The sequence below is a fragment of the Lysobacter sp. DMC104 genome (assembly GCF_056313665.1).
Genome location: NZ_JBQUZW010000004.1, coordinates 103,464 through 124,268 on the forward strand (window position 1 = coordinate 103,464; position 20,805 = coordinate 124,268).

At 70.1% G+C, this 20,805-nt stretch carries 21 protein-coding genes; 9 read left to right on the forward strand and 12 right to left on the reverse strand.

Annotated elements, in window-relative coordinates; translation table 11 throughout:
- Nucleotides 1-281 precede the first annotated feature (281 nt).
- Nucleotides 282-1,688 carry a PilN domain-containing protein gene (locus ACT53R_RS07315; protein WP_476171198.1) on the forward strand — a complete coding sequence of 469 codons (1,407 nt, stop codon included), beginning with the start codon at nt 282-284 and terminating at the stop codon, nt 1,686-1,688.
- 18 nt (nt 1,689-1,706) lie between these two features.
- On the opposite strand, the gene ACT53R_RS07320 is transcribed toward ACT53R_RS07315, so the two are convergent.
- The 4 genes from ACT53R_RS07320 to purB are packed head-to-tail and all read right to left on the reverse strand — an operon-like array spanning nt 1,707 to nt 5,755.
- Complete coding sequence (locus tag ACT53R_RS07320; RefSeq protein WP_476171199.1) at nt 1,707-2,615, reverse strand: GNAT family N-acetyltransferase; 909 nt, start codon at nt 2,613-2,615, stop codon at nt 1,707-1,709.
- A gap of 1 nt (nt 2,616) precedes the next feature.
- On the reverse strand, nt 2,617-3,855 hold the full coding sequence (locus tag ACT53R_RS07325; RefSeq protein ID WP_476171200.1) for a JmjC domain-containing protein: 1,239 nt from the start codon (nt 3,853-3,855) through the stop codon (nt 2,617-2,619).
- The gene (locus tag ACT53R_RS07330) at nt 3,852-4,376 is read right to left on the reverse strand and encodes a lysozyme inhibitor LprI family protein (RefSeq protein ID WP_476171201.1); all 525 of its coding nucleotides are present in this window, start codon (nt 4,374-4,376) and stop codon (nt 3,852-3,854) included. The genes ACT53R_RS07325 and ACT53R_RS07330 overlap by 4 nt, the downstream gene beginning before the upstream one ends.
- 11 nt (nt 4,377-4,387) lie before the next feature.
- A complete protein-coding gene (purB, locus tag ACT53R_RS07335) occupies nt 4,388-5,755 on the reverse strand; it encodes an adenylosuccinate lyase (RefSeq protein ID WP_476171202.1) in 1,368 nt (455 codons plus the stop codon).
- 99 nt (nt 5,756-5,854) lie between these two features.
- On the opposite strand from purB, the gene ACT53R_RS07340 reads away from it, so the two are divergent.
- Entirely contained in the window at nt 5,855-7,288 is a 1,434-nt protein-coding gene (locus ACT53R_RS07340; RefSeq protein ID WP_476171203.1) for a class II fumarate hydratase, read from the forward strand.
- A 28-nt stretch (nt 7,289-7,316) separates the two neighbouring features.
- Here the strand turns inward: ACT53R_RS07340 and ACT53R_RS07345 are convergent, their stop codons facing one another.
- The 5 genes from ACT53R_RS07345 to ACT53R_RS07365 all read right to left on the reverse strand — a co-directional run bounded on the left by ACT53R_RS07345 (nt 7,317) and on the right by ACT53R_RS07365 (nt 10,640).
- Nucleotides 7,317-8,045 carry a DUF2884 family protein gene (locus tag ACT53R_RS07345; RefSeq protein ID WP_476171204.1) on the reverse strand — a complete coding sequence of 243 codons (729 nt, stop codon included), beginning with the start codon at nt 8,043-8,045 and terminating at the stop codon, nt 7,317-7,319.
- 89 nt (nt 8,046-8,134) lie between these two features.
- Nucleotides 8,135-9,157, reverse strand: coding sequence for an ABC transporter permease (locus tag ACT53R_RS07350; protein WP_476171205.1), 1,023 nt, complete (start codon nt 9,155-9,157; stop codon nt 8,135-8,137).
- Nucleotides 9,154-10,026, reverse strand: coding sequence for an ABC transporter ATP-binding protein (locus ACT53R_RS07355; RefSeq protein ID WP_476171206.1), 873 nt, complete (start codon nt 10,024-10,026; stop codon nt 9,154-9,156). The genes ACT53R_RS07350 and ACT53R_RS07355 overlap by 4 nt, the downstream gene beginning before the upstream one ends.
- Nucleotides 10,023-10,394 (reverse strand): GntR family transcriptional regulator, encoded by a 372-nt coding sequence (locus tag ACT53R_RS07360; RefSeq protein WP_476171207.1) that lies wholly within the window; start codon nt 10,392-10,394, stop codon nt 10,023-10,025. The genes ACT53R_RS07355 and ACT53R_RS07360 overlap by 4 nt, the downstream gene beginning before the upstream one ends.
- Nucleotides 10,395-10,400: 6 nt before the next feature.
- A complete protein-coding gene (locus ACT53R_RS07365) occupies nt 10,401-10,640 on the reverse strand; it encodes a hypothetical protein (RefSeq protein ID WP_476171208.1) in 240 nt (79 codons plus the stop codon).
- 131 nt (nt 10,641-10,771) lie between these two features.
- Between ACT53R_RS07365 and ACT53R_RS07370 the strand changes: the two genes are divergently transcribed.
- The 7 genes from ACT53R_RS07370 to ACT53R_RS07400 all read left to right on the forward strand — a co-directional run bounded on the left by ACT53R_RS07370 (nt 10,772) and on the right by ACT53R_RS07400 (nt 16,491).
- Entirely contained in the window at nt 10,772-11,353 is a 582-nt protein-coding gene (locus ACT53R_RS07370; protein WP_476171209.1) for a glutathione peroxidase, read from the forward strand.
- Nucleotides 11,354-11,480: 127 nt separating this feature from the next.
- Nucleotides 11,481-12,434: an FKBP-type peptidyl-prolyl cis-trans isomerase N-terminal domain-containing protein gene (locus tag ACT53R_RS07375; RefSeq protein ID WP_476171210.1), complete on the forward strand. Its 954-nt coding sequence runs from the start codon at nt 11,481-11,483 to the stop codon at nt 12,432-12,434.
- A 58-nt stretch (nt 12,435-12,492) separates the two neighbouring features.
- Entirely contained in the window at nt 12,493-13,203 is a 711-nt protein-coding gene (locus tag ACT53R_RS07380) for an FKBP-type peptidyl-prolyl cis-trans isomerase (RefSeq protein WP_476171211.1), read from the forward strand.
- 122 nt (nt 13,204-13,325) lie between these two features.
- Nucleotides 13,326-14,132 carry an FKBP-type peptidyl-prolyl cis-trans isomerase gene (locus ACT53R_RS07385; RefSeq protein ID WP_476171212.1) on the forward strand — a complete coding sequence of 269 codons (807 nt, stop codon included), beginning with the start codon at nt 13,326-13,328 and terminating at the stop codon, nt 14,130-14,132.
- 102 nt (nt 14,133-14,234) lie between these two features.
- Nucleotides 14,235-15,587, forward strand: coding sequence for a UDP-glucose dehydrogenase family protein (locus ACT53R_RS07390; RefSeq protein ID WP_476171213.1), 1,353 nt, complete (start codon nt 14,235-14,237; stop codon nt 15,585-15,587).
- A gap of 6 nt (nt 15,588-15,593) precedes the next feature.
- Nucleotides 15,594-15,818 carry a SlyX family protein gene (locus tag ACT53R_RS07395; RefSeq protein WP_476171214.1) on the forward strand — a complete coding sequence of 75 codons (225 nt, stop codon included), beginning with the start codon at nt 15,594-15,596 and terminating at the stop codon, nt 15,816-15,818.
- A gap of 13 nt (nt 15,819-15,831) precedes the next feature.
- The gene (locus tag ACT53R_RS07400; protein WP_476171215.1) at nt 15,832-16,491 is read left to right on the forward strand and encodes a DUF2058 domain-containing protein; all 660 of its coding nucleotides are present in this window, start codon (nt 15,832-15,834) and stop codon (nt 16,489-16,491) included.
- 39 nt (nt 16,492-16,530) lie between these two features.
- On the opposite strand, the gene ACT53R_RS07405 is transcribed toward ACT53R_RS07400, so the two are convergent.
- The 3 genes from ACT53R_RS07405 to metH are packed head-to-tail and all read right to left on the reverse strand — an operon-like array spanning nt 16,531 to nt 20,803.
- On the reverse strand, nt 16,531-17,238 hold the full coding sequence (locus ACT53R_RS07405) for a hypothetical protein (RefSeq protein WP_476171216.1): 708 nt from the start codon (nt 17,236-17,238) through the stop codon (nt 16,531-16,533).
- On the reverse strand, nt 17,235-18,107 hold the full coding sequence (locus ACT53R_RS07410; protein WP_476171217.1) for an alpha/beta fold hydrolase: 873 nt from the start codon (nt 18,105-18,107) through the stop codon (nt 17,235-17,237). The genes ACT53R_RS07405 and ACT53R_RS07410 overlap by 4 nt, the downstream gene beginning before the upstream one ends.
- Nucleotides 18,104-20,803, reverse strand: a complete 2,700-nt coding sequence (gene metH, locus ACT53R_RS07415; RefSeq protein WP_476171354.1) for a methionine synthase — start codon at nt 20,801-20,803, stop codon at nt 18,104-18,106. Before metH ends, ACT53R_RS07410 begins: the two co-directional genes overlap by 4 nt.
- Between the last annotated feature and the right edge of the window lie 2 nt (nt 20,804-20,805).

Here is a 20,805-nt window from a genome sequence, read left to right on the forward strand (position 1 = left end):
CGGGAAATCTGCCGGCACGGCGGACCTGCGGCGAAAGAACCGGAATTATAGCCGGAGGCTTCGCCGCAGCGCACCACCGCAACTCCCCCGGCAGGCCTGTCGTTGCTTCGACATTGGTCGCACGCCCATCCGCCGGCATCCGTCCGCGGGGTGCGGCGCGCTGCGCCGGACGGTGCGTCCGGCGATACCGGCGCGGTCCAGGCCGGGAAAACGCGGCATTCGCTGCTATGGTCCGCGCATCGAACGGGGGGATGCGCATGCGGCGATTTCGACATGCAACGGTGACAGCGGTGACGGTGTACGCGCTGACGGCGTTGGCCGGTTGCGGGGACAACGTGGGCGGGATCGACCGCGCCGGCCGGGCCGCGCTGGCGGTCGACGCCTACGGCTGCCCGAACCTCGACGGCATCTACCAGGTCTCGCTGCCGCCGGAGCGGAAGGGGTCGCAGGCCGGCGCGATGGAGGAAGCCTTCCGCAAGCCCGACGGCAACCGGGTGCCGATCGAACAGATCCAGGCGGTCGCCATCCGTCGCACCGCGCCCGGCGTATTCGAACTGCGCTGGAAGATCGCCGAAGACCGGGTGCGGCAGCACCTCGACGTGATCCGCGAATTCGAGAAGCCGCGCTATCGGCGCTGGTACCACCTGTTGTCCGAACGTGAGCGCACGGATTACGTCGCCGCCCATGGCCAAGCCGCGTACGACGTCGAACTGGCCCGGTTGGGGCCCGAAACCGAACTGGTCCGGATCCTGTCCCCCGGCACGGGCATGACCTGCAAGGCCGGTTGGCTGGAATTGCCGCGCGGCGAACTGCGACCGATGCGCCTCACCCGCGGCGAGGACGGTTCGGTGATCGGCGAGTTCAAGGGCCTGAAGACGGTCGGCATCACCGTCTGGTGCGGCGACGGCTGCCGTGACCTGCCGATCCCCACCGGCACCTTCACCGGCGAGGTCCACTGGCCGCGGCTGGCCGGCGACCCGGGCTGGAAGCCGCGCGACGTGCAGGCCTTCCAGCGCCCGCTGGACGAGATCGCGGCCGAGGACGCCGCGCGCATGCAGGCGCAGCGCGACGCAGACGCCCGCCGCTACCTGCCGGAGGCGGCGATCCGCGCCCGCATCGAAGCCATGGCCCCGGCCGGCACCACGGTGGAACAGGTCGAAGTCGGCGACGGCAAGGTCCGCATCCGCTATTCCGCGCCGACGACCGACATGGACACCCTGCTGGGGCGGATCGCCGGTGCCTCCCGCAACCCGGACGCGCCGAAGGACGTCGTCCGCGGCGGGCGGTCGAGCGACCTGTCGCGTCGCTACGTCGAGTTCGCGCTCACCGATTCCCCGCTGGTGCTGCGCGATGCGCAGGCCGCGGCGGCCGCCGCGCCGCCCGCGCCGACGATGGCGGTGCTGTCGGTGGCCCCGCCGCAGGCGGTCCCGGCGGGCATGGCCGCACCGGCGGCCATCCGCGACCGGCTGGCCGCGCTGCTGCCGCCGAAGTGCACCATCACCGACGTCCGCTACGGTGGCGAGAAGGTCACGCTGCTCGGCACCGCGGACAGCAACCGCACCGTGTCCGACGCGCTGCGCGCGCTGGACGGCGCCGGCACGCGGCCGGAACTGCTGTCGATCCGCCAGGACGGCGGCAAGGTGCATTTCGAGGTCGCGCTGGCGCCGACGCCGCTCACCCGCGGCTGAGCCGGCGCCCGGTGGGCGTCACAGCCCCAGCGCGCGGAATTCGGTGACCAGCCGGGCGCGTTCCCACACCGGCTGGAAGCTCTCCGCGAGCTGCCTGGCGCGGCCGCCGTCGTCGATCGCCGCCTCGCCATCGAACCGATTGCCGAGGGTGCGGAAATACCAGCCCCCGTCGTCGTTGACGACGTAGGCCGAGGCGTAGCCGCGATCGGCCGGATCACTCACCTCGCGGAACGCGAACACGCTGGGCAGGCGCTGGGCGAGGCCGATCAGCGGCGCGTGTGCGCGCTGCGCCGACGCCGCGTCCTGCAGCAGCACGCGCACGTCCACGCGCTGCCGGCGGGTGCCGAGCTTGCGCAGGGCTTCGAGCACTTCGGGTACGTCGAACAGGCCCGGGTCGAGGGCGCGGGTGTAGATCGACAACTCGCGACGGGCACCGGCGGCGATCGCGCAGACCATGGCCGCGGCGGCCTCGCGGCTGTCGATCTCGGTCGCGCCGCCCAGCCGGCGGCGCATGGTCTGGTGTTCGATGCCGGCTTCCATGAACCGCGTGCCGACCGGTACGAAACCGTGCTTCGCGTAGAAGCCGATCGCCGACACCTGCGCGTGCAGGGTCACTTCCGGCCAGCGCCGCGTGCGGGCCTCGTCGAGCAGCGCGACCAGCAGCGCATCGCCGACGCCGTGGCCGCGCCAGTCCGGCAGCACGGCCATCCGGCCGATCTTCCGCTCCGGCGTCAGCCGCCCGGTGCCGATCGGGCGGCCGTCGGCGTCGCGCGCGATCACGTGCACGCACAGCGGATCGAGTTCGTCCCACTCCAGCGCCAGCGGCACCTGCTGTTCCTGCACGAACACCGGTTCGCGCACCGCGCGCAGGGCGTCGACGCCGGTGGCGTAGTCGACGGGTTCGATCCGGAACGTGCGCTCGCTCATGTCAGTCCTCGTCACCGTCGAAGCCGCCGTCGTCCTCGACGGCGAGGTGGTAATGGCCTTCGCCCAGCAGGTCGAGCACCAGCGCACGGCTGTCGGGCGAGAGCGCAGCGTAGCCGTCGGCGTCCAGTTGCTGCGCCGCGGCCAGCGCGCGCGCGTCGGCGAGCGGTAGCGCATGCACGCGGCCGCCGATGTAGAGCTTGCCGATGCGCCTGGATTCGGTGCTGCGGCGCCATGCGGCGCGCGTCCACGGATGGCGTGCCAGCACGGCGCCCTGCTGCAGCGCAGCTTCGACCGCTTCGGGCGACTGCGGCGGATCCGGATCCAGCGGCACACCGGCGCTGCGGTACAGGCTGATGAAGCGGCCGAACCAGTCGCCCAGGCGTTCCGGATCGTGCATGCGCAGCTTGTTCAGCGCCTCGATCGCGCGGCCCATCGCGGCGGCGTCGATCTCGTGGCCGTCCTTCGCCGGCGCGAGGTCCGGGTCGGCGTAGCGCACGGCCTCGTCGGCGTCGCAGGTGAGCGTGTCGATGAAGTCACCCAGCAGTTCCGCGCTGGACGGCGCGCGCAGGCCGACCGAGATCGTCATGCACGCATCCTCGGCGACGCCGTGGTGCGGCACGCCCGGCGGCAGGTAGAGCATGTCGCCGGGCTTCAGCACCCAGTCGTGGGTCGGCGCGAAGTGCTTCAGTAGCCGCAGCGGCACGTTGTCGAGGTAGGTCTCGTCGGGGTTCGGCGCGGTGTCGATCATCCAGCGGCGGTGGCCCAGGCCCTGCAGCAGGAACACGTCGTACTGGTCGATGTGCGCGCCGACCGAGCCGCCCGGTGCGGCGAACGAGATCATGATGTCGTCCATGCGCCAGCGCGGCAGGAAGTCGAAATCGTCCAGCAGCGCGCGGATGTCGGCGTCCCACTTGTCGACGTCCTGCACCAGCAGCGTCCAGTCCTGGTGCGGCATGCCGGGGAATTCGGCTTCGTCGAACGGGCCGCTGCGCACGGTCCACGCATCGGTCGTGCGGTCGTAGGCGGCGATGCGCGACAGCGCGCTCTCTTCGCAGGCGAGGCCGGCGAGGTCTTCCGGCGATACCGGGGAGACGTAGCCGGGAAAGGCGTTGCGGATCAGCAGCGGGCGTTTCTGCCAGTAGTCGCGCAGGAATTTCGCCGGCGACATGCCCAGCGGGCCCTTGCCGGTGGCGTCGATTTCGATCGGGGGCGCGGCGGCCGCGCGTGCAGTGCGTTTCATGGGGAGCCGGGAGAGGAGGGAGAGGGAGAAAACGTCGTGGACGGTGCGGACGACGCGGCATTGCGCTGTGCGTCGCGCGCGAGCAGCGTCCGCAGGTGCGCGATGCGGTCGTCCTTCAGGCGGATCCGGCACGTCCCGTCGATCTGGCCGCTGCCCGACGCGACCGCGCCGCTGAGGCCCACTTCGGCCTGGCATTGATGCTCGACGTAGGCCTCGAAGGCCCGGGTGGCGGAGTGCAGTCCGGTCGTCGCGAGGCCATGGTGCGTGTCGCCGATGTCGTCCGCGTCCCGGCGCGCCTGCGCGCGGGCGAGGAACGCGGCTTCCAGCGCCGACAGCTCGGCATCGGCCGCGTCGGCGATCGCCTGCAGGCAATCGATCGAGTCCGCGCCGGAATGCGCGGCAATGCAGGCGTCCGCGGCGGCGTCGCGCGCGGGATCGGACGCCATGCCCGGCGCGGGGCACATCGCGACGGCCGCGACGAGCACGGACGCGGCGAGCATGCCGGCAAGGCGCGTGTCCATGCGCTCGGCGCTCAGACGGCGCGGGCCAGCGATTCGGCTAGGCCGGTGTAACCGCCCGGGGTCATGTCGAGCAGACGCTGCTTCGCGTCGGCGGGCAGGTCGAGGCCGGTGATGAAGTCGCGCATCGACTCGGCGGTGATGCCGTGGCCGCGGGTCAGCGCCTTCAGCTGTTCGTACGGATTGGGCAGGCCGTGGCGGCGCATCACCGTCTGCACGGCTTCGGCCAGCACTTCCCACGCGGCGTCGAGGTCGGCGGCCAGGCGCTCGGGATTGACGCTGAGCTTGTTCAGGCCGCGCAACAGCGCATCGAAGCCGATCAGCGCGTGGCCGAACGCGGTGCCCAGCGCGCGCAGCACGGTGGAGTCGGTGAGGTCGCGCTGCCAGCGGCTGATCGGCAGCTTCGCGGCGAAGTGCTCGAACAGTGCGTTGGCGATGCCGAAGTTGCCCTCGGCGTTCTCGAAATCGATCGGGTTGACCTTGTGCGGCATGGTCGAGCTGCCGACTTCGCCGGCCTTCACCGCCTGCTTGAAGTAGCCCAGCGAGATGTAGCCCCAGACGTCGCGGCACAGGTCGATGCAGATGGTGTCGATGCGCTTCTGCGCGTCGCAGACCTCGGCGATGCCGTCGTGCGGCTCGATCTGGGTGGTGTAGGGCTGCCAGTCCAGGCCCAGCGATTCGACGAAGCGCTGCGAGAACGCGGCCCAGTCGACATCCGGGTAGGCGGCGACGTGGGCGTTGTAGTTGCCGACGGCGCCGTTGATCTTGCCCGGCATCTGCGCGCCGGCCAGCAGTTCGCCCTGGCGCTGCAGGCGGGCGACGACGTTGGCCAGTTCCTTGCCGACGGTGGTCGGCGACGCGGTCTGGCCATGCGTGCGCGAGAGCATCGGCAACGCCGCATGTTCGTGGGCCATCGCGCGCAGCGTCTGGATCAGCGTGTCGAGCGTCGGCAGCAGCACCGTCTGCCGCGCCTCGTTGAGCATCAGCGCGTAGCTGAGGTTGTTGATGTCCTCGCTGGTGCAGGCGAAATGCACGAATTCCAGCGCCGGGGCCAGTTCGGCGTCGTCCGCCAGCCGCTCCTTGATCAGGTACTCGACCGCCTTGACGTCGTGGTTGGTGGTGCGCTCGATCGCCTTGACCCGGGCTGCATCCGCCACGGACAGGCCGTCGGCGAGGGCGCGCAGCCGGGCCGCGGCTGCGTCGGAGAAAGGCTGCAGTTCGACGATCGCCGGCTCCGCGGCGAGGGCCAGCAGCCATTCCACCTCGACCTTGACGCGGGCCTTGATCAGCCCGAATTCGGAGAAGATCGGGCGCAGGGCGTCGACCTTGCCGGCATAGCGGCCATCGAGCGGCGAGAGGGCGAGGAGCGCGGATTCGGACATGGCGAGCGGAGGCGGACGGCCGCGGCGTGGGGAAACGGGCATTGTAAACCCCGCCCGGCGTATGCTCCCGCCACCCCCACAGCTCCCCGGAGGCCGGCCATGGCCAGGCGCAACGCGGCGGCGGACGCCATCCCCGATCCCTTTCGCATCGAGCACGACAGCATGGGCGAGCTGCGGGTGCCCGCGGCGGCCCTCTGGGGCGCGCAGACCGAGCGGGCGCGGCGCAACTTCAGGATTTCCGGCCGGCCGATGCCGCGCGGCTTCATCCGCGCCCTCGGGCTGATCAAGGCCGCGGCCGCGCAGACCAACGCCAGCCTCGGCCTGCTGCCCAAGACCCGCGCCGCGGCGATCCGCAAGGCCGCGCTGGAGGTCGCCGAGGGCGAGCACGACGCGCATTTCCCGGTCGACGTCTTCCAGACCGGCTCCGGCACCTCCAGCAACATGAACGCCAACGAGGTCATCGCCGCGCTCGCGATGCGCACCGGCCGCGGCCGGGTGCATCCCAACGACGACGTGAACCTCGGCCAGAGCTCCAACGACGTGGTGCCGAGCGCGATCCGCGTCGCCGCCACGCTCGCCGTGGTCGAGGACCTGCTGCCGGCGCTCAAGCACCTGCGCAGCACGATCGACCGCCGCGCCCGCGAGGGCCGCAAGCTGGTGAAGACCGGCCGCACCCACCTGATGGACGCGATGCCGCTGACCTTCGGCCAGGAGCTGGGGGCGTGGTCGTCGCAGCTGGACTCGGCCCGACAGCGGATCGAGGACAGCCTCAAGCGCGTGCGCCGGCTGCCGATCGGCGGCACCGCGGTCGGCACCGGCATCAACGCGCCGGCGGGATTCGGCAAGCGTGTCGCGCAGACGCTGTCGGTGCTGTCCGGCGCGCGCTTCGTGCCCGCCGACGACACCTTCGAAGGCCTGGCAGCGCAGGACGACGCGGTCGAACTCTCCGGCCAGCTCAACGCGCTGGCGACGGCGCTGATGAAGATCGCGAACGACCTGCGCTGGATGAATTCCGGGCCGCTGGCGGGACTGGGCGAGATCGAACTGCCGGCGCTGCAGCCGGGCTCGTCGATCATGCCGGGCAAGGTCAACCCGGTGATCCCCGAGGCGGTGTGCATGGTCGCCGCGCAGGTGATGGGCCACCACGTGACGATCACGATTGCCGGCCAGAGCGGCAACTTCCAGCTCAACGTGATGCTGCCGCTGATCGCCGCCGACTTGCTGGACGGGATCGGCCTGCTGGCGAATGCGATGCGCGCGCTGGCCGACGACGCGGTGGCGGGGCTGGTGTTCCGGCCCGATCGCGTGGCCGACGCGCTGGCGCGCAACCCGATCCTCGTGACCGCGCTGAATCCGGTGATCGGCTACGAAAAAGCCGCCGCGATCGCCAAGAAGGCGTATCGCGAGCGGCGTCCGGTGTTCGAGGTGGCGCTGGAGGACAGCGGCCTGTCGGCGGCGGAGCTGCGGCGGCTGCTGGATCCCGCGGCGCTGACCGAGGGTGGCATCCGCGAAGGCGCCGGCGGCGGAGGTTGAGGCACGCCGCCGGGCCTGGCCGGATGGATCAGCGCTTGGCGGCGGCCGCGTCGCCCGGCTTCGTCTCGGTGGCGGCGGCTTCGGCTTCCGAAGCCGCATCGTCGCCGCGCGCGTCGCCGGCTTCGACATCCGCCGCGACGTGCACGCTGCCGGGCAGGTTGAGGTTGACGTTGCCGTCCTTGTTGCAATCGTCGATGTCCTGCTGCGACATCGACGCGTAGGGCTTGAAGGCGGGCAGGGACGCCGCCAGCCGGTTCTGGGTGTCGAGCAGCGCCGGGAGCTTCTCGCACAGCTTCACGGCGGCCTGCTTGATGCCCTCGGCATGGCCCTCGATCTTCTTCTCGACTTCGTCGCTCTTGCCGGTGAACACGCCGGCCAGCGCTTCGGTGACGGCCTTGCCGGCCAGGTCCGCGCCCTGCACGCCGATGTCGATGCCGGCCGCGGCGATCGCGGTGATGCCGGCGCGGTATTCCAGCAGCAGCTTGCGCTGGGCGTCGTCGATGGCGACCGGCTTGCCGCCGACGATGAAATCGCCGTTCGGCGCGATCTGCGCCTTGGGCTGGCCGGTGGCGTCGAGATCGATGTTGTTGGTCGCCAGCTCGTCGCGGGCCTTGTCGGTGGCTTCGCGGACGACCTTGCCGAGCATGCCGGGTTCTTCCTGGCCCTGGGCGGCGGGCTGGGCGGTGTCGTCCGAGCAGGCCATCAGCGGCAGGCAGAGCAGCAGGGCACAGGCGAAACGGCGGGTGGAGGTGCGCATGGTGGTGACCTCGGGAAAGCGGTGGTGGAAACCGGGGATTGGAACCGTGTGCGGGAGGGAGCCCGGCCGCGCGGGCCGGGCCGGGGACCTCAGCCCTCGTCGCGCCAGCGGCGCAGGCGGGTGGCCAGGACGATCATCGCCACGCCTGCCGCCGCACCGATCCACAGGTCCAGCGTACCGAAGGTCTGCCAGCTCGACATCAGGTCCAGCTTGGCCGCGGCATGCCCGTCCTGGGCCATCGACATGATGTCCGTGGCATCGGCCGCCTTCACGTACCAGGTGCCGGGGATCAGGCTGCACAGGCCGCGCAGGACGACCACGTACCAGAGGCTGCCGTGCGGGAACTCGGCGCCGGTGACCGCGCTGAAGATCAGGCCGGTCATGCTGGCCATGGCGCAGCCCAGCAGCGGGATCAGGACCGCCCACAGGAACGGGAAGCGGCGCGACCAGGCGGAGCAGAGCATCAGCCAGCCGACGGTCGGCAGCGACCAGGCGATGTACACCGGCAGCGTGCCGAACATCTGGCCGATCACGTGGAACGGATTGAAGCCGGTGAAGTAGCCGGAGACGCCGGGCAGACCGTTGACGACCATCGCCAGGCCGGCCAGCAGCCAGATCGCCAGGCCGATCAGCACGCCCACCGCCATGCCCATCACCGGGCCCAGCACCAGCGCCCACAGCGCCTTGGACAGCACGACCTGGGCATCGGATACCGGCAGCGACTTCCAGAACAGCACGCTGCGGTCGCGGCGTTCGTCGTAGAGCGAGCCGAGCGCGTAGAAGAACACCACGAAGATCGTCACCAGGATCGCCAGCGACATGCCGTTGGCGAAGATGCCGGTGCCGATGGCGCCGAGGGTCTCGCCGACCGGCTCGCCGTCGACCGAGAAGCCATCGTGGAAGTTGCCTTCGCTCTTCGCGCGCTGGATGAAGATCGTGGCGACGATCATGCCGATCAGCGCGAAGGTGGTGGCGATGATGCCGGTGATCGCGGGCGCCCACAGGAAGCTGCGGTTTTCCCAGAATTCCCGCTTGAGCAGCAGTTTCAGTTTCTGCGCCGGGCCGAAGCCGTTCGAGGCCGCGGCCACGGGGGCGAGGGTGGTGGCGTTCATGCGTAGGTCCCCTTCATGGTGGCGACGAACAGGTCGGCGAGGCCGGGAATGCGGGTTTCGCCGTAGGCGGCCAGCTGCGCTTCCGGCACGCCGTCGAACAGCATCACGGTCTTGCCGAACGGCAGCGCGCGTTCGTCGATCGGCTTCAGCGCGCGGGCGGCTTCGACGCGGTCGGCGCTGGTCAGCACCTCGACGTAGCGCTCGCCCAGGCTTTCCATCGTCGCGTCGAGCACGACCTTGCCATCGCGGATGAACATCACGTCGGTGAGGATGTGCTCGATCTCCTCGACCTGGTGGGTGGTGATGACGATGGTCTTCTGTTCGTCGAAGTAGTCCTCCAGCAGGCGCCGGTAGAACTCCTTGCGGTAGATGATGTCCAGGCCGAGCGTGGGTTCGTCCAGCACCAGCAGTTTCGCGTCGATCGCCATCACCAGCGCCAGGTGCAGCTGCACGATCATGCCCTTGGACATCTCGCGCACGCGCAGGTCGGGCTTGAGCTGGGTGTTGGCGAGGAAGCGTTCGCACTTGGCGCGGTCGAAGCGCGGATGCACGCCGGCGACGAACTCGATGGCTTCCTTCACCTTGATCCAGCGCGGCAGCACGGCCACGTCGGCGATGAAACAGACCTCGTTCATCAGCGCGTCGCGCTCGGTGCGCGGGTCGCGGCCCAGCACCTTGAGGTCGCCGTCGAACGGGATCAGCCCGAGCACGGCTTTCAGCGCGGTGGTCTTGCCGGCACCGTTGGGGCCGATCAGGCCGACGATGCGGCCGGCGGCGATGTCGAAGTCGGCGCTGTCCAGCGCGAGCTTGTTGCGGTAGGCCTTGCGCAGGCCGCGAGCGGAGACGACGGGATGGACGGCGGCGTTCATGCGGCACCTCCGTCGGTGGCCGGCTTCAGCAGATCGTCCATCCGCAGGCCCAGGCGCTGGATGCGTTCGAGCACCAGCGGCCACTCTTCGCGCAGGAAGCGCTCGCGCTCGGTGGACAGGAGTTTCTTCGCGGCTTCTTCGGTGACGTACATGCCCAGTCCTCTGCGTTTCTCGACGAGCGCCTCGTCGGCCAGTTCCTGGTAGGCGCGCGAGACGGTGATGGGGTTCAGTTGGTACTCGGCGGCCACCTGGCGCACCGAGGGGAGGGGGTCGCCGGGTTTGAGCAGGCCGTCGAGCATCATCGCGACGACGCGTTCCTTCAGCTGGCGGTAGATCGGAGCGCCGTCGCTCCACTGGATGGCATTCATGGGGGGTCAGCTCCCGTTGCCGTGGCGCATGGTCTGCGCGAAGGAGAAGAAGGGCAGCGCGAGGGACTCGCGGGCCAGGGCCCGGCGGTGGCTGCGGCTGGTGACCGGCGTGCCGGCGTCGTCCGGGACGGCGCTGGAGACCGACGTGCCGGTCTCCGGGGCGGTGAGCCCGACGAAGAGACCGACGCTCATGACACCCGTCGCGATGCCGAGGCCGCGGAGCGCATGGAGGAGCTTGCGAGGCATGGGGGACTCCTGTACTTGTCGACTGGTGTTGTATGCAACTATAACACCGAAACACGCCCGGTCAAGTGCCCGGGAAACCAATCGCCCCCAACTGAAGTCATACTCGGCGCCTTTCCCGCCCGGAGCCCGCCATGCGCCGCCTGCTGCCCCGAATCCTCGCCGTCGCCGGCCTTTCCATGCTGTCGCTGCTGGCCTTCGCTGCCGGGAAGAGCCTGCTGGACTACAGCTACCGCCCGCTGGCGGGCAAGACGCCGGTCAATCTCTCGGCCGCCTACCGCGGGCAGGTCCTGCTGGTGGTGAACACCGCCAGCAAGTGCGGCTTCACCCCCCAGTTCGAGGCGCTGGAGGCCCTGCATGCGCGCTACAAGCCGCGCGGATTCGCGGTGCTGGGGTTCCCGTCGGGCGATTTCATGAACCAGGAATACGGCGACGAAAAGAAGATCCAGGAGTTCTGCACGCTCACCTACGGCGTGAAATTCCCGATGTTCCAGAAGGTCCACGTGGTCGGCGACGAGGCCACGCCGTTCTACAAGGCGCTGGAATCGGCCACGGGCGAATCGCCGAAGTGGAACTTCCACAAGTACCTGATCGGTCGCGACGGCAAGGTCGTGGCCAGTTTCGGCAGCCGGACCAAGCCCGATGCGCCGGAAGTGATCCAGGCGATCGAGAAGGCGATCGCTGCGCCGGTGCCGGCCGCCGCGCCCGCGCGATGACGACCCGCCCGAAGAACCTGCGTCCGGCGATTGCCCGCACCGGCGCCGGCCGCGACAATGTGCGGCCCGACGACCGTCCGCCCGGCAGAGGCCCGGCGGTGATCGCGACCGTTTCCCGGAGAGTTCGATGAGTGTGCGTGCACGCGGCCTGGCCGCCTGGATGGCGGCCCTGCTGCTGTCGTTGTGGAGTGCCGGTCTGGCGTTTGCGGACGACAAGGCCGTGGCGCCGACGTCCGACCGGGATCGCGTGAGCTACATGATCGGCGCCGATGTCGGCCGCTCGATCGCCAGCTCCGGTCCGGACATGGATTTCGCCGCGTTCGAGCGCGCCGTCCGTAATGCCTTCGCGGGTGGTCAGCCGCTGCTGTCCGACGAGGATTCCCGCACGGTCGGCACCGCGCTGATGCAGCGCATCGCCGAACGCAACGGCCGCCCGGTGCCGGGCCTGCCGCCGGGCGCGCGCCCACCGGCGGTGGCGAAGGACAAGGTCGGCCTGATGATCGGCACCGACGTCGGTCGCTCGCTGGCGCCGATCAAGGACGAGATCGAGATGCCGGTATTCCTGCAGGCCGTGCGCACGCTGATGGCATCCGGCAAGCCGCTGCTGAGCGAGGCGGACATGGACCGCATCCGCGCCGATTTCTCCAAGCGGATGGACGCCCGCGAGAAGGAGCGCGCCGCGACCGCAGGCCGTCGCAACGCCGAGGCCGGCGCCGCGTTCCTGGCGAAGAACCGCACAGAGAAGGGCGTGATCACCACCGCGTCCGGCCTGCAATACCGCGTGCTGCGCCAGGGCAACGGCCCGCGCCCGCGCCCCAGCGACCGCGTCCGCGTGCACTACCGCGGCACGCTGCTGGACGGCACCGTCTTCGACAGTTCGTACGATCGCGGCCAGCCGGTCGAGTTCGCGCTCGGCCAGGTCATCGCCGGGTGGACCGAGGGCCTGTCGCTGATGCCGGTGGGCGCGAAGTACCGCTTCTGGATCCCCGCGGCGATCGCCTACGGCGAGCGCGGCAGTCCGCCCACGATCGGCCCGAACGCCACGCTGACGTTCGACGTCGAACTGCTCGACATCCCCTGACGCCGGCGTCTGCCGCCGCGTCCTTCCCGACACCATCCCCCGACCCGAACGGACTCCGATGACGCTTCGCACCCACGCTCTGCCTGCCGCGCTGCTCGCCGCCGCCACCGCCGCTCCCGCCCTGGCCGCCGGCCCGGCCGCGCCTGCGCCCCTGACCACCGAGAAGGACAAGGTCAGCTACATGATCGGCCTGGACATCGGCAAGTCGCTGCAGCCGATCCATGACGAGATCGACCTCGCCGTGCTCAAGCGCGCCATCGACGACGTCCTTGCCGGGCGCACGCCGCAGCTCGACGAGGCCGGTGCCGCGGCCACCATGCAGGCCTTCAGCCAGAAGATGCAGGCGAAGCAGGCCGCCGACCGCAAGGTCGGGCTCGACCGCAACCTCGCCGCCGGCAAGGCGTTCCTCGCCGAGAACGGCAAGAAGCCGGGCGTCGTGACCACGGCGTCGGGCCTGCAATACCAGGTGCTGACCGCGGGCACCGGCCCGAAGCCGGCCGCCGGCGCCAACGTGCGCGTGCACTACCGCGGCACGCTGCTGGACGGCACCGTGTTCGACAGTTCCTACGATCGCAACGAGCCGGCCGAATTCGGGCTGGGTGCGGTGATCCCGGGCTGGACCGAGGCGCTGCAGTTGATGCCGGTCGGCAGCAAGTACAAGCTGTGGATCCCGCAGGACCTGGCCTACGGCGAGCAGGGGACGCCCGGCGGCCCGATCCCGCCCGGCAGCACGCTCGTCTTCGAGGTCGAACTGCTCGGCCTGCCCTGATCCATCCCGATCCGTCCGTCCCGGTCCGGTCGTCCCGGATCGGCACGCATCCCGACACCCGCATTCCCCCGACAACCATCGCGCCGCCGCTGCGGCGAACAGCCACCCAGGAGCCCCTGTTGATGAACGTTTCGCGCAACCTCACCCTCGCCGTCGGCATCGCGACCTGCGCGCTCGCGCTCGCCGCCTGCAAGCCGATCGACAAGAACGCCGCCGCGGAAGGCAGCAAGGACACCAAGTCCGCCGAAGCCGGCAAGGACGGCGCCGCGGTGAACGTGCCGGAGCTGCCGACCGAGAAGCAGCAGGTCAGCTACATGATCGGCATGGACATCGGCAAGTCGCTGAAGCCGATGAAGGACGACATCGACCTGGCCACCATCCAGCGCGCCATCGGCGACATGATGGCCGACAAGAAGCCGCTGCTGAACGACGAGCAGGCCATGAAGGTCATGCAGGCCTTCGCCGTGAAGATGCAGAAGAAGCAGGAAGCGGAGATGGCCAAGAAGCAGGCCGAAGCCGCCGAGCAGGGCAAGAAGAACCTCGCCGCCGGCGAGAAGTTCCTCGCCGAGAACGGCAAGAAGCCGGGCGTGGTGACCACCGCCTCGGGCCTGCAGTACCAGGTCATCACCGAAGGCAAGGGTCCGAAGCCGAAGGCCTCCGACTCGGTGAAGGTGCACTACGTCGGTACGCTGCTGGACGGCACCAAGTTCGACAGCTCGTACGATCGCAAGGAACCGGCGCAGTTCGTGCTGAACTCGGTCGTGCCGGGCTGGACCGAAGCGCTGCAGCTGATGCCGGTGGGCAGCAAGTACAAGCTGTGGATCCCGGCGAAGCTGGGCTACGGCGAGCAGGGCACCCCGGGCGGCCCGATCCCGCCGAACGCCACCCTGGTGTTCGAGGTCGAGCTGATCGAGATCGTCAAGCCGTAATCGCACGTCTGCGCCCGGGGCATCGCTGTCGGCGGTGTCCCGGGCGCATCGCGTCCGCAGTCGCAACACCCAAGCACAGCACCAGCATCCAGCGAGGCCCGCATGCGCGTCACGATCTTCGGCACCGGCTACGTCGGCCTGGTGACCGGAACCTGCCTGGCCGAGGTCGGCCACCACGTGGTCTGCGTCGACATCGACACGGCCAAGATCGAGGGCCTGCGCAACGGCGTGATCCCGATCTACGAGCCCGGCCTCGAACCGATGGTCAAGGCGAACTTCGCCGAAGGCCGGCTCGAATTCACCACCGACGCCGCGTCGGCGATCGCGCACGGTGACGTGATCTTCATCGCCGTCGGCACGCCGCCCGACGAGGACGGCAGCGCCGACCTGCAGTACGTGCTGGCGGTGGCGAAGACCATCGGGACCCACCTCGCGCGCCCGGCCGTCGTCGTCGACAAGTCGACCGTGCCGGTCGGCACCGCCGACAAGGTGCGCGCGGCGATCGGCGCGGCGCTGGCCGCGCGCGGCGCCGACGTCGTCTGCGACGTGGTGTCGAACCCCGAATTCCTGAAGGAAGGCGCGGCGGTCGAGGACTGCATGCGCCCGGACCGCATCGTGATCGGCGCCGACAGCCCGGCGGCGATCGAGAAGCTCAAGCGCCTGTATGCGCCGTTCAACCGCAACCACGAGCGCATCGTGGTGATGGACGTGCGTTCGGCCGAGCTGACCAAGTACGCCGCCAACGCGATGCTGGCGACCAAGATCAGCTTCATGAACGAAATCGCGAACATCGCCGAGCGCGTGGGCGCGGACATCGAGATGGTGCGCCAGGGCATCGGTTCCGACCCGCGCATCGGCTGGCATTTCATCTACCCGGGCGCCGGCTACGGCGGCTCGTGCTTCCCCAAGGACGTGCAGGCGCTGGCGCGCACCGCGCAGCAGGTCGGCTATCGCGCCGAACTGCTGGACGCGGTGGAGTCGGTGAACCATCGCCAGAAGGAACACCTGTTCGAGCTGATGGTCCGCCACTATGGCGATGCCGGCGCGCTGCGCGGCAAGACCCTCGCGGTGTGGGGCCTCGCGTTCAAGCCGAACACCGACGACATGCGCGAGGCGTCCAGTCGCACGCTGCTGCAACTGCTGTGGGACGCGGGCGCCACCGTGCGCGCGTTCGACCCCGAGGCCGGCCACGAGGCGCGGCGCATCTTCGGCGAGCGCGACGACCTGGTGCTGTGCGAGCAGGCCTCGCAGGCGCTGCAGGGCGCCGACGCGCTGGTCGTGGTGACCGAGTGGAAGCAGTTCCGCAGCCCGGACTTCGCGAAGCTGAAGGCCGCGCTGCGCGACGGCGCCGTGTTCGACGGCCGCAATCTCTACGACCCGGCCGACGTCGAGGCCGCGGGCCTGGCGTACTACGGCATCGGCCGCGGGCGCTCGATCCTCACTTCTACGCGCTGACCTGCCATGGCCGCCGACGACACCGACCTGCACGCACGCATCGTCGAACTGGAAACGCGACTCGCGTTCCAGGAGCAGGCGCAGGTCGAGCTGAGCGACGCCCTGGCCGCGCTGCGCGCCGAGGCCGCGCGCAGCGCCGACCTGCTGCGCCGCGTGCTGGAAGACCTCAAAACCCACCGCGGCGACCTGATGGCCGATCCGGCCAGCGAACCGCCCCCGCCGCACTACTGACGTTGCCGCCGCCATGAGCGACTCCCTCCGCGACCAGTTGCTGGGGCTGGGCTTCAAGCCCGCGCCCAAGCCCGAGAAACCCGCCCGGCCGCCGCAGCCGCCGCAACGCCCGTCCGGCGCCCGCCCGCAGGGCCAGGCGCAGGGCCGTCCGGGCCCGGGCGGCAAACCGCAGCCGCATCGCGGCGGCGCCGCGAAGGGCGCCCCCCCGCACAAGGGCGCACCACAGGCGCAGAAGCCGCGTACCCGCGAAGAGATCGACCTCGCCAAGGCCTACGCCATCCGCGCCCAGCGCGAGAAGGAAGAGCGCATCGAGGCCGAGCGCATCAAGCAGGAAGAAGCGCGCCTGCGCCGCGAGGCCAAGGCGAAGCTCGCCGAGTTCGTGAAGGACAAGGGCCTGAACGACGCCGCGGCCGACATCGCCCGGCATTTCCCCTACGGCGGCAAGATCAAGCGCATCTACGTCAACGCCGAGCAGCTGAAGGCGCTCAACGCCGGCGACCTCGGCGTGGTCCAGCTCGACGGCCGCTACCTGCTGGTGACCGCCGCGGTGCTGGCCGAAGCCGAGGCGATCTTCCCCGCATCGATTGCGCTGAAGGTCGACCCGAACGCAACCGCCGAAGAGGATCCGTACGCCGATCCGAAGTACCAGGTGCCGGACGATCTGGTGTGGTGACGCCGCGCTGATCGGCGTGGGTCGCGCTGTCGAAGCGGGCTAGAACAACTCGTCCACCGGCGTGTTCAGCAGTGCCTTCGTGCGCCCGGCGATGCGACGCAGGCGGGAGACGCCCAGATCGCGGATCAGCCGGTGCGCGACGTGCGGCAGCGGTGAGGCGGCGATGTCGTGCGGCGAGACGTTCTTGCCGGTGACGCCGGGCAGCAGGTCCACGCCGGCCGCGGCGTAGCAGTGCCGCACCATCGCCGAACAGTACAAGGCGCCTTCCTTCGACAGCAGGTTGTCGCGCTGGCGCAGGCGGGTGCTGTGCATCGCCAGCAGCGTGCCGACCAGTTCGCTCAGCGAGTAGTGGTGCAGGCCCGACAGCAGGTCGAGCGCGGCGGTCACCACCCGCTGTGTCTGCTCCGGCGTCAGGCCGAAGTCGAGCACCGCGATGTTCGGGAACGCCTCGGCGTCGTGATAGCGCGACAGCCGGTTCTCCTGCACGCCCAGCCGCATCTGCCGGGTGCGCAGGTCGAGGTCGGATTCGATCACCCACCAGTGGCCGTCGCTGCGTTGTTCGCCGAACAGGAACGCGTGCGACCACAGGCTGCGGTGGCCGTCGGCGGTGAGCGGCGCCTGCGCCTTGCGGATGAGCTTGCTGATCCACTCGTCTCCGGTGCACAGGCCGATGCGGCCCGGTGCCGCGTGCTTCAGCAGGAAGGCTTCGTTGCCGCGGTCGTCGTCGGCGGTCTCGGGTTCGCTCATGCGCGCTGTCGCTCGGGGAGGTCGGTGTCGGTTGCGGCACGCATGCCGTCGATGGCGGCGCGGATCAGCCGGGCGGTCTCGTCGGGGTGTTCCATCGGGAACAGGTGGCTGCCGTCGATCCACGCGAGTCGCGAGCCGACGGCCGCGCGGGTGGGGGCGAGGCCGACGTTGCGCAGCTCGCGCGAGCGGCGGCCGCCGATGAAGGCGATCGGCACGCGCAGGCGCGCGGCCGCGGCCGCGACCCGCGCCGTGGGCATCGAACGGTAGATGCGGAACTCGATGTCGCGGTCGAACAGCAGTGTGCGGCCGCCGCGGCCGTCGGGCTGCGTGCCGTGCGTGGCGTAGTCGCGCAGCATCCGCGGGTCCCAGCGTGCGAACGCGGGCTTCGCGGCGTAATGGGCGTGCACGGCCTCGGCATCCGGCCAGTGCCGGCGGCGCTGGCGGGTGGCGTCCAGCGGCATGAACAGGCGATCCAGGCCGGTCGCGCGGCCCACGCGCACCGCCGCGGCGCTGACGCCGGCGATGATCGGCGAATCCAGCAGCACGATCCCGGACACCCGCGGATGCAGGCGCTCGGCGGCGAGGACGCTGAGGTAGCCTCCCAGCGAATGCCCGGCCAGCCACAGCCGCTCGCCGGTGTGCGGCAGGGTATCGACGAATTCGACCAGTTCGTCGACCAGGTGCGGCCAGCCCACTGTCGGCGGCCGCGCCGGATCGTGGCCGAAGCGCAGCACGCCGGTGCCCGCGAAGTCGGGGCGCAGCGCGTCCAGCAATTGCCGGTAGACCGGCAGCGGGAAACCGTTGGCGTGGGAGAGGACGAGGGTCTCGGGCACGGCGAGCGGAGCGGGGGGCGCGGGCGGCGCCGTCACTCCGGATCGTAATCCAGATTCGACGCCAGCCAGCGTTCGGCCTGCGCCAGCGACACGCCCTTGCGGCGGGCGTAGTCCTCGACCTGTTCCTTCGACACCCGGCCGACCACGAAGTACTGGCTCTTCGGATGGCTGAAATAGTAGCCCGACACCGCGGCGGTGGGCAGCATCGCGAAGTTCTCGGTCAGCGACATGCCGGCATGCCCCGGCGCGTCCAGCAGCCGGAACAGCGTCGCCTTCTCGCTGTGCTCGGGGCAGGCGGGATAGCCCGGCGCCGGGCGGATGCCGCGGTAGGTCTCGTCGATCAGCGCGTCGTTGTCCAGCGCCTCGTCCGGCGCGTAGCCCCAGAACTCGGTGCGCACGCGCTGGTGCAGGCGTTCGGCGAAGGCCTCGGCCAGGCGGTCGGCCAGCGCCTTGAGCAGGATCGCGTTGTAGTCGTCGTGGTCGGCCTCGAAGCGCGCCACATGCGCGTCGATGCCGATGCCTGCGGTGACCGCGAACGCGCCGATCCAGTCCTGCCGGCCCGAATCCTGCGGCGCGATGAAGTCGGCGAGGCAGAAGTCCGGGCGGTCCGCCGGCTTGTCGACCTGCTGGCGCAGGAAGTGCAGCGTTTCCTCGCGGCCGTCGACGGTGACGAGGACGTCGTCGCCCACCGCCTGCGCCGGCCACAGCCCGAAAACGCCCTTCGCGGTCAGCCAGCGCTCGTCGACGATGCGCTTCAGCATCGCCTGCGCGTCGCGGTACAGGTCGCGCGCCTGGGGGCCGACGACGGCGTCGTCGAGGATCGCCGGGAACTTGCCGGCGAGTTCCCAGGCGCTGAAGAACGGCGTCCAGTCGATGCAGTCCACCAGTTCCTGCATCGGGTAGTCGTCGAACGCGGTCACGCCCGGCGTGCGCGGCGCGGGCGGCACGTAGTCGTCCCAGCCGCCGTCGAAGCGCTGGCCGCGGGCCTTCTCCAGCGACACCAGCCGCTTGCCGTCGCCCTTGTTGCGATGGCGCGCGCGGATCTCGGCGAAGTCGCCGTCGTTGGCGGCGACGAAGGGCGTGCGCAGGTCGGGCGAGATCAGCGACTGGGCCACGCCGACCGCACGCGAGGCGTCCTTCACCCACACCGTCGGCGCCTGGTAATGCGGGTCGATCTTCAGCGCAGTGTGCGCGCGCGACGTCGTGGCGCCGCCGATCAGCAGCGGCGTGGCGAAGCCCTGGCGCTGCAGTTCGCGGGCGACGTGGCTCATCTCCTCCAGCGACGGCGTGATCAGGCCGGAGAGGCCGATCAGGTCGGCGTTCTCTTCCTTCGCACGGTCGAGGATGGTCTGCGCCGGCACCATCACGCCGAGATCGACCACGTCGAAGTTGTTGCAGGCCAGCACCACGCCGACGATGTTCTTGCCGATGTCGTGCACGTCGCCCTTCACCGTCGCCAGCACGATCTTGCCGTTGGACTTGCCGGCGTCGCCGGTGCGCGCCTTCTCGGCCTCGATCCACGGCAGCAGCCAGGCCACGGCCTTCTTCATCACCCGCGCCGACTTCACCACCTGCGGCAGGAACATGCGGCCGGCGCCGAACAGGTCGCCGACCACGTTCATGCCGTCCATCAGCGGGCCTTCGATCACGTCCAGCGGACGCGACGCGGCGAGGCGCGCTTCCTCGGTGTCGATGTCGATGTACTGGTCGATGCCGTGCACCAGCGCGTGGGTCAGGCGCTCACGCACCGGCTTGTTGCGCCAGGCGAGATCCTCGACCTTCTTTTCGCCCTTCTTGCCCTTGAACCGGTCGGCGATGGCGAGCAGGCGTTCGGTGCCGTCGGCGCGACGGTTCAGCACCACGTCCTCGACGCGTTCGCGCAGTTCGGGGTCGAGATCGTCGTACAGCGGCAGCGCGCCGGCGTTGACGATGCCCATGTCCATGCCCGCGCGGATCGCGTGGTACAGGAACACGACGTGGATCGCCTGGCGCACCGGCTCGTTGCCGCGGAACGAGAACGACACGTTGGACACGCCGCCGGAGACGTGGCTCAGCGGGAAGCGCTTCTTCAGTTCGCGCGTGGCCTCGATGAAGTCCACGGCGTAGCGGTCGTGCTCCTCGATGCCGGTGGCGATCGCGAACACGTTCGGGTCGAAGATGATGTCCTCGGGCGGGAAGCCGATCGTCTCGGTCAGCAGGCGATACGCGCGGCTGCAGATCTCGACCTTGCGCTCGCAGGTGTCGGCCTGGCCCTGCTCGTCGAACGCCATCACCACCACCGCGGCGCCGTAGCGGCGCACCAGCCGAGCCTGGCGGAGGAATTCGGCCTCGCCTTCCTTCATCGAGATCGAGTTGACGATGCCCTTGCCCTGCAGGCATTTCAGGCCGGCCTCGATGACGCTGAACTTCGAGCTGTCGACCATCACCGGGATGCGGGCGATGTCGGGCTCGGCGGCGATCAGGTTGAGGAACTCGACCATCGCCTTCTCGGAATCCAGCATGCCCTCGTCCATGTTGACGTCGAGCACCTGGGCGCCGTTCTCCACCTGCTGGCGCGCCACCACGACGGCCTCGTCGAGGCGACCTTCGAGGATGAGCTTCTTGAACTGCGCCGAGCCGGTGACGTTGGTGCGCTCGCCGACGTTGACGAAGTTCGTCTGCGGCGTGATCACCAGCGGTTCGAGGCCGCTGAGGCGGGTGAAGCGGGGGAGGGAAGCGATTGCGTCGTCCATGC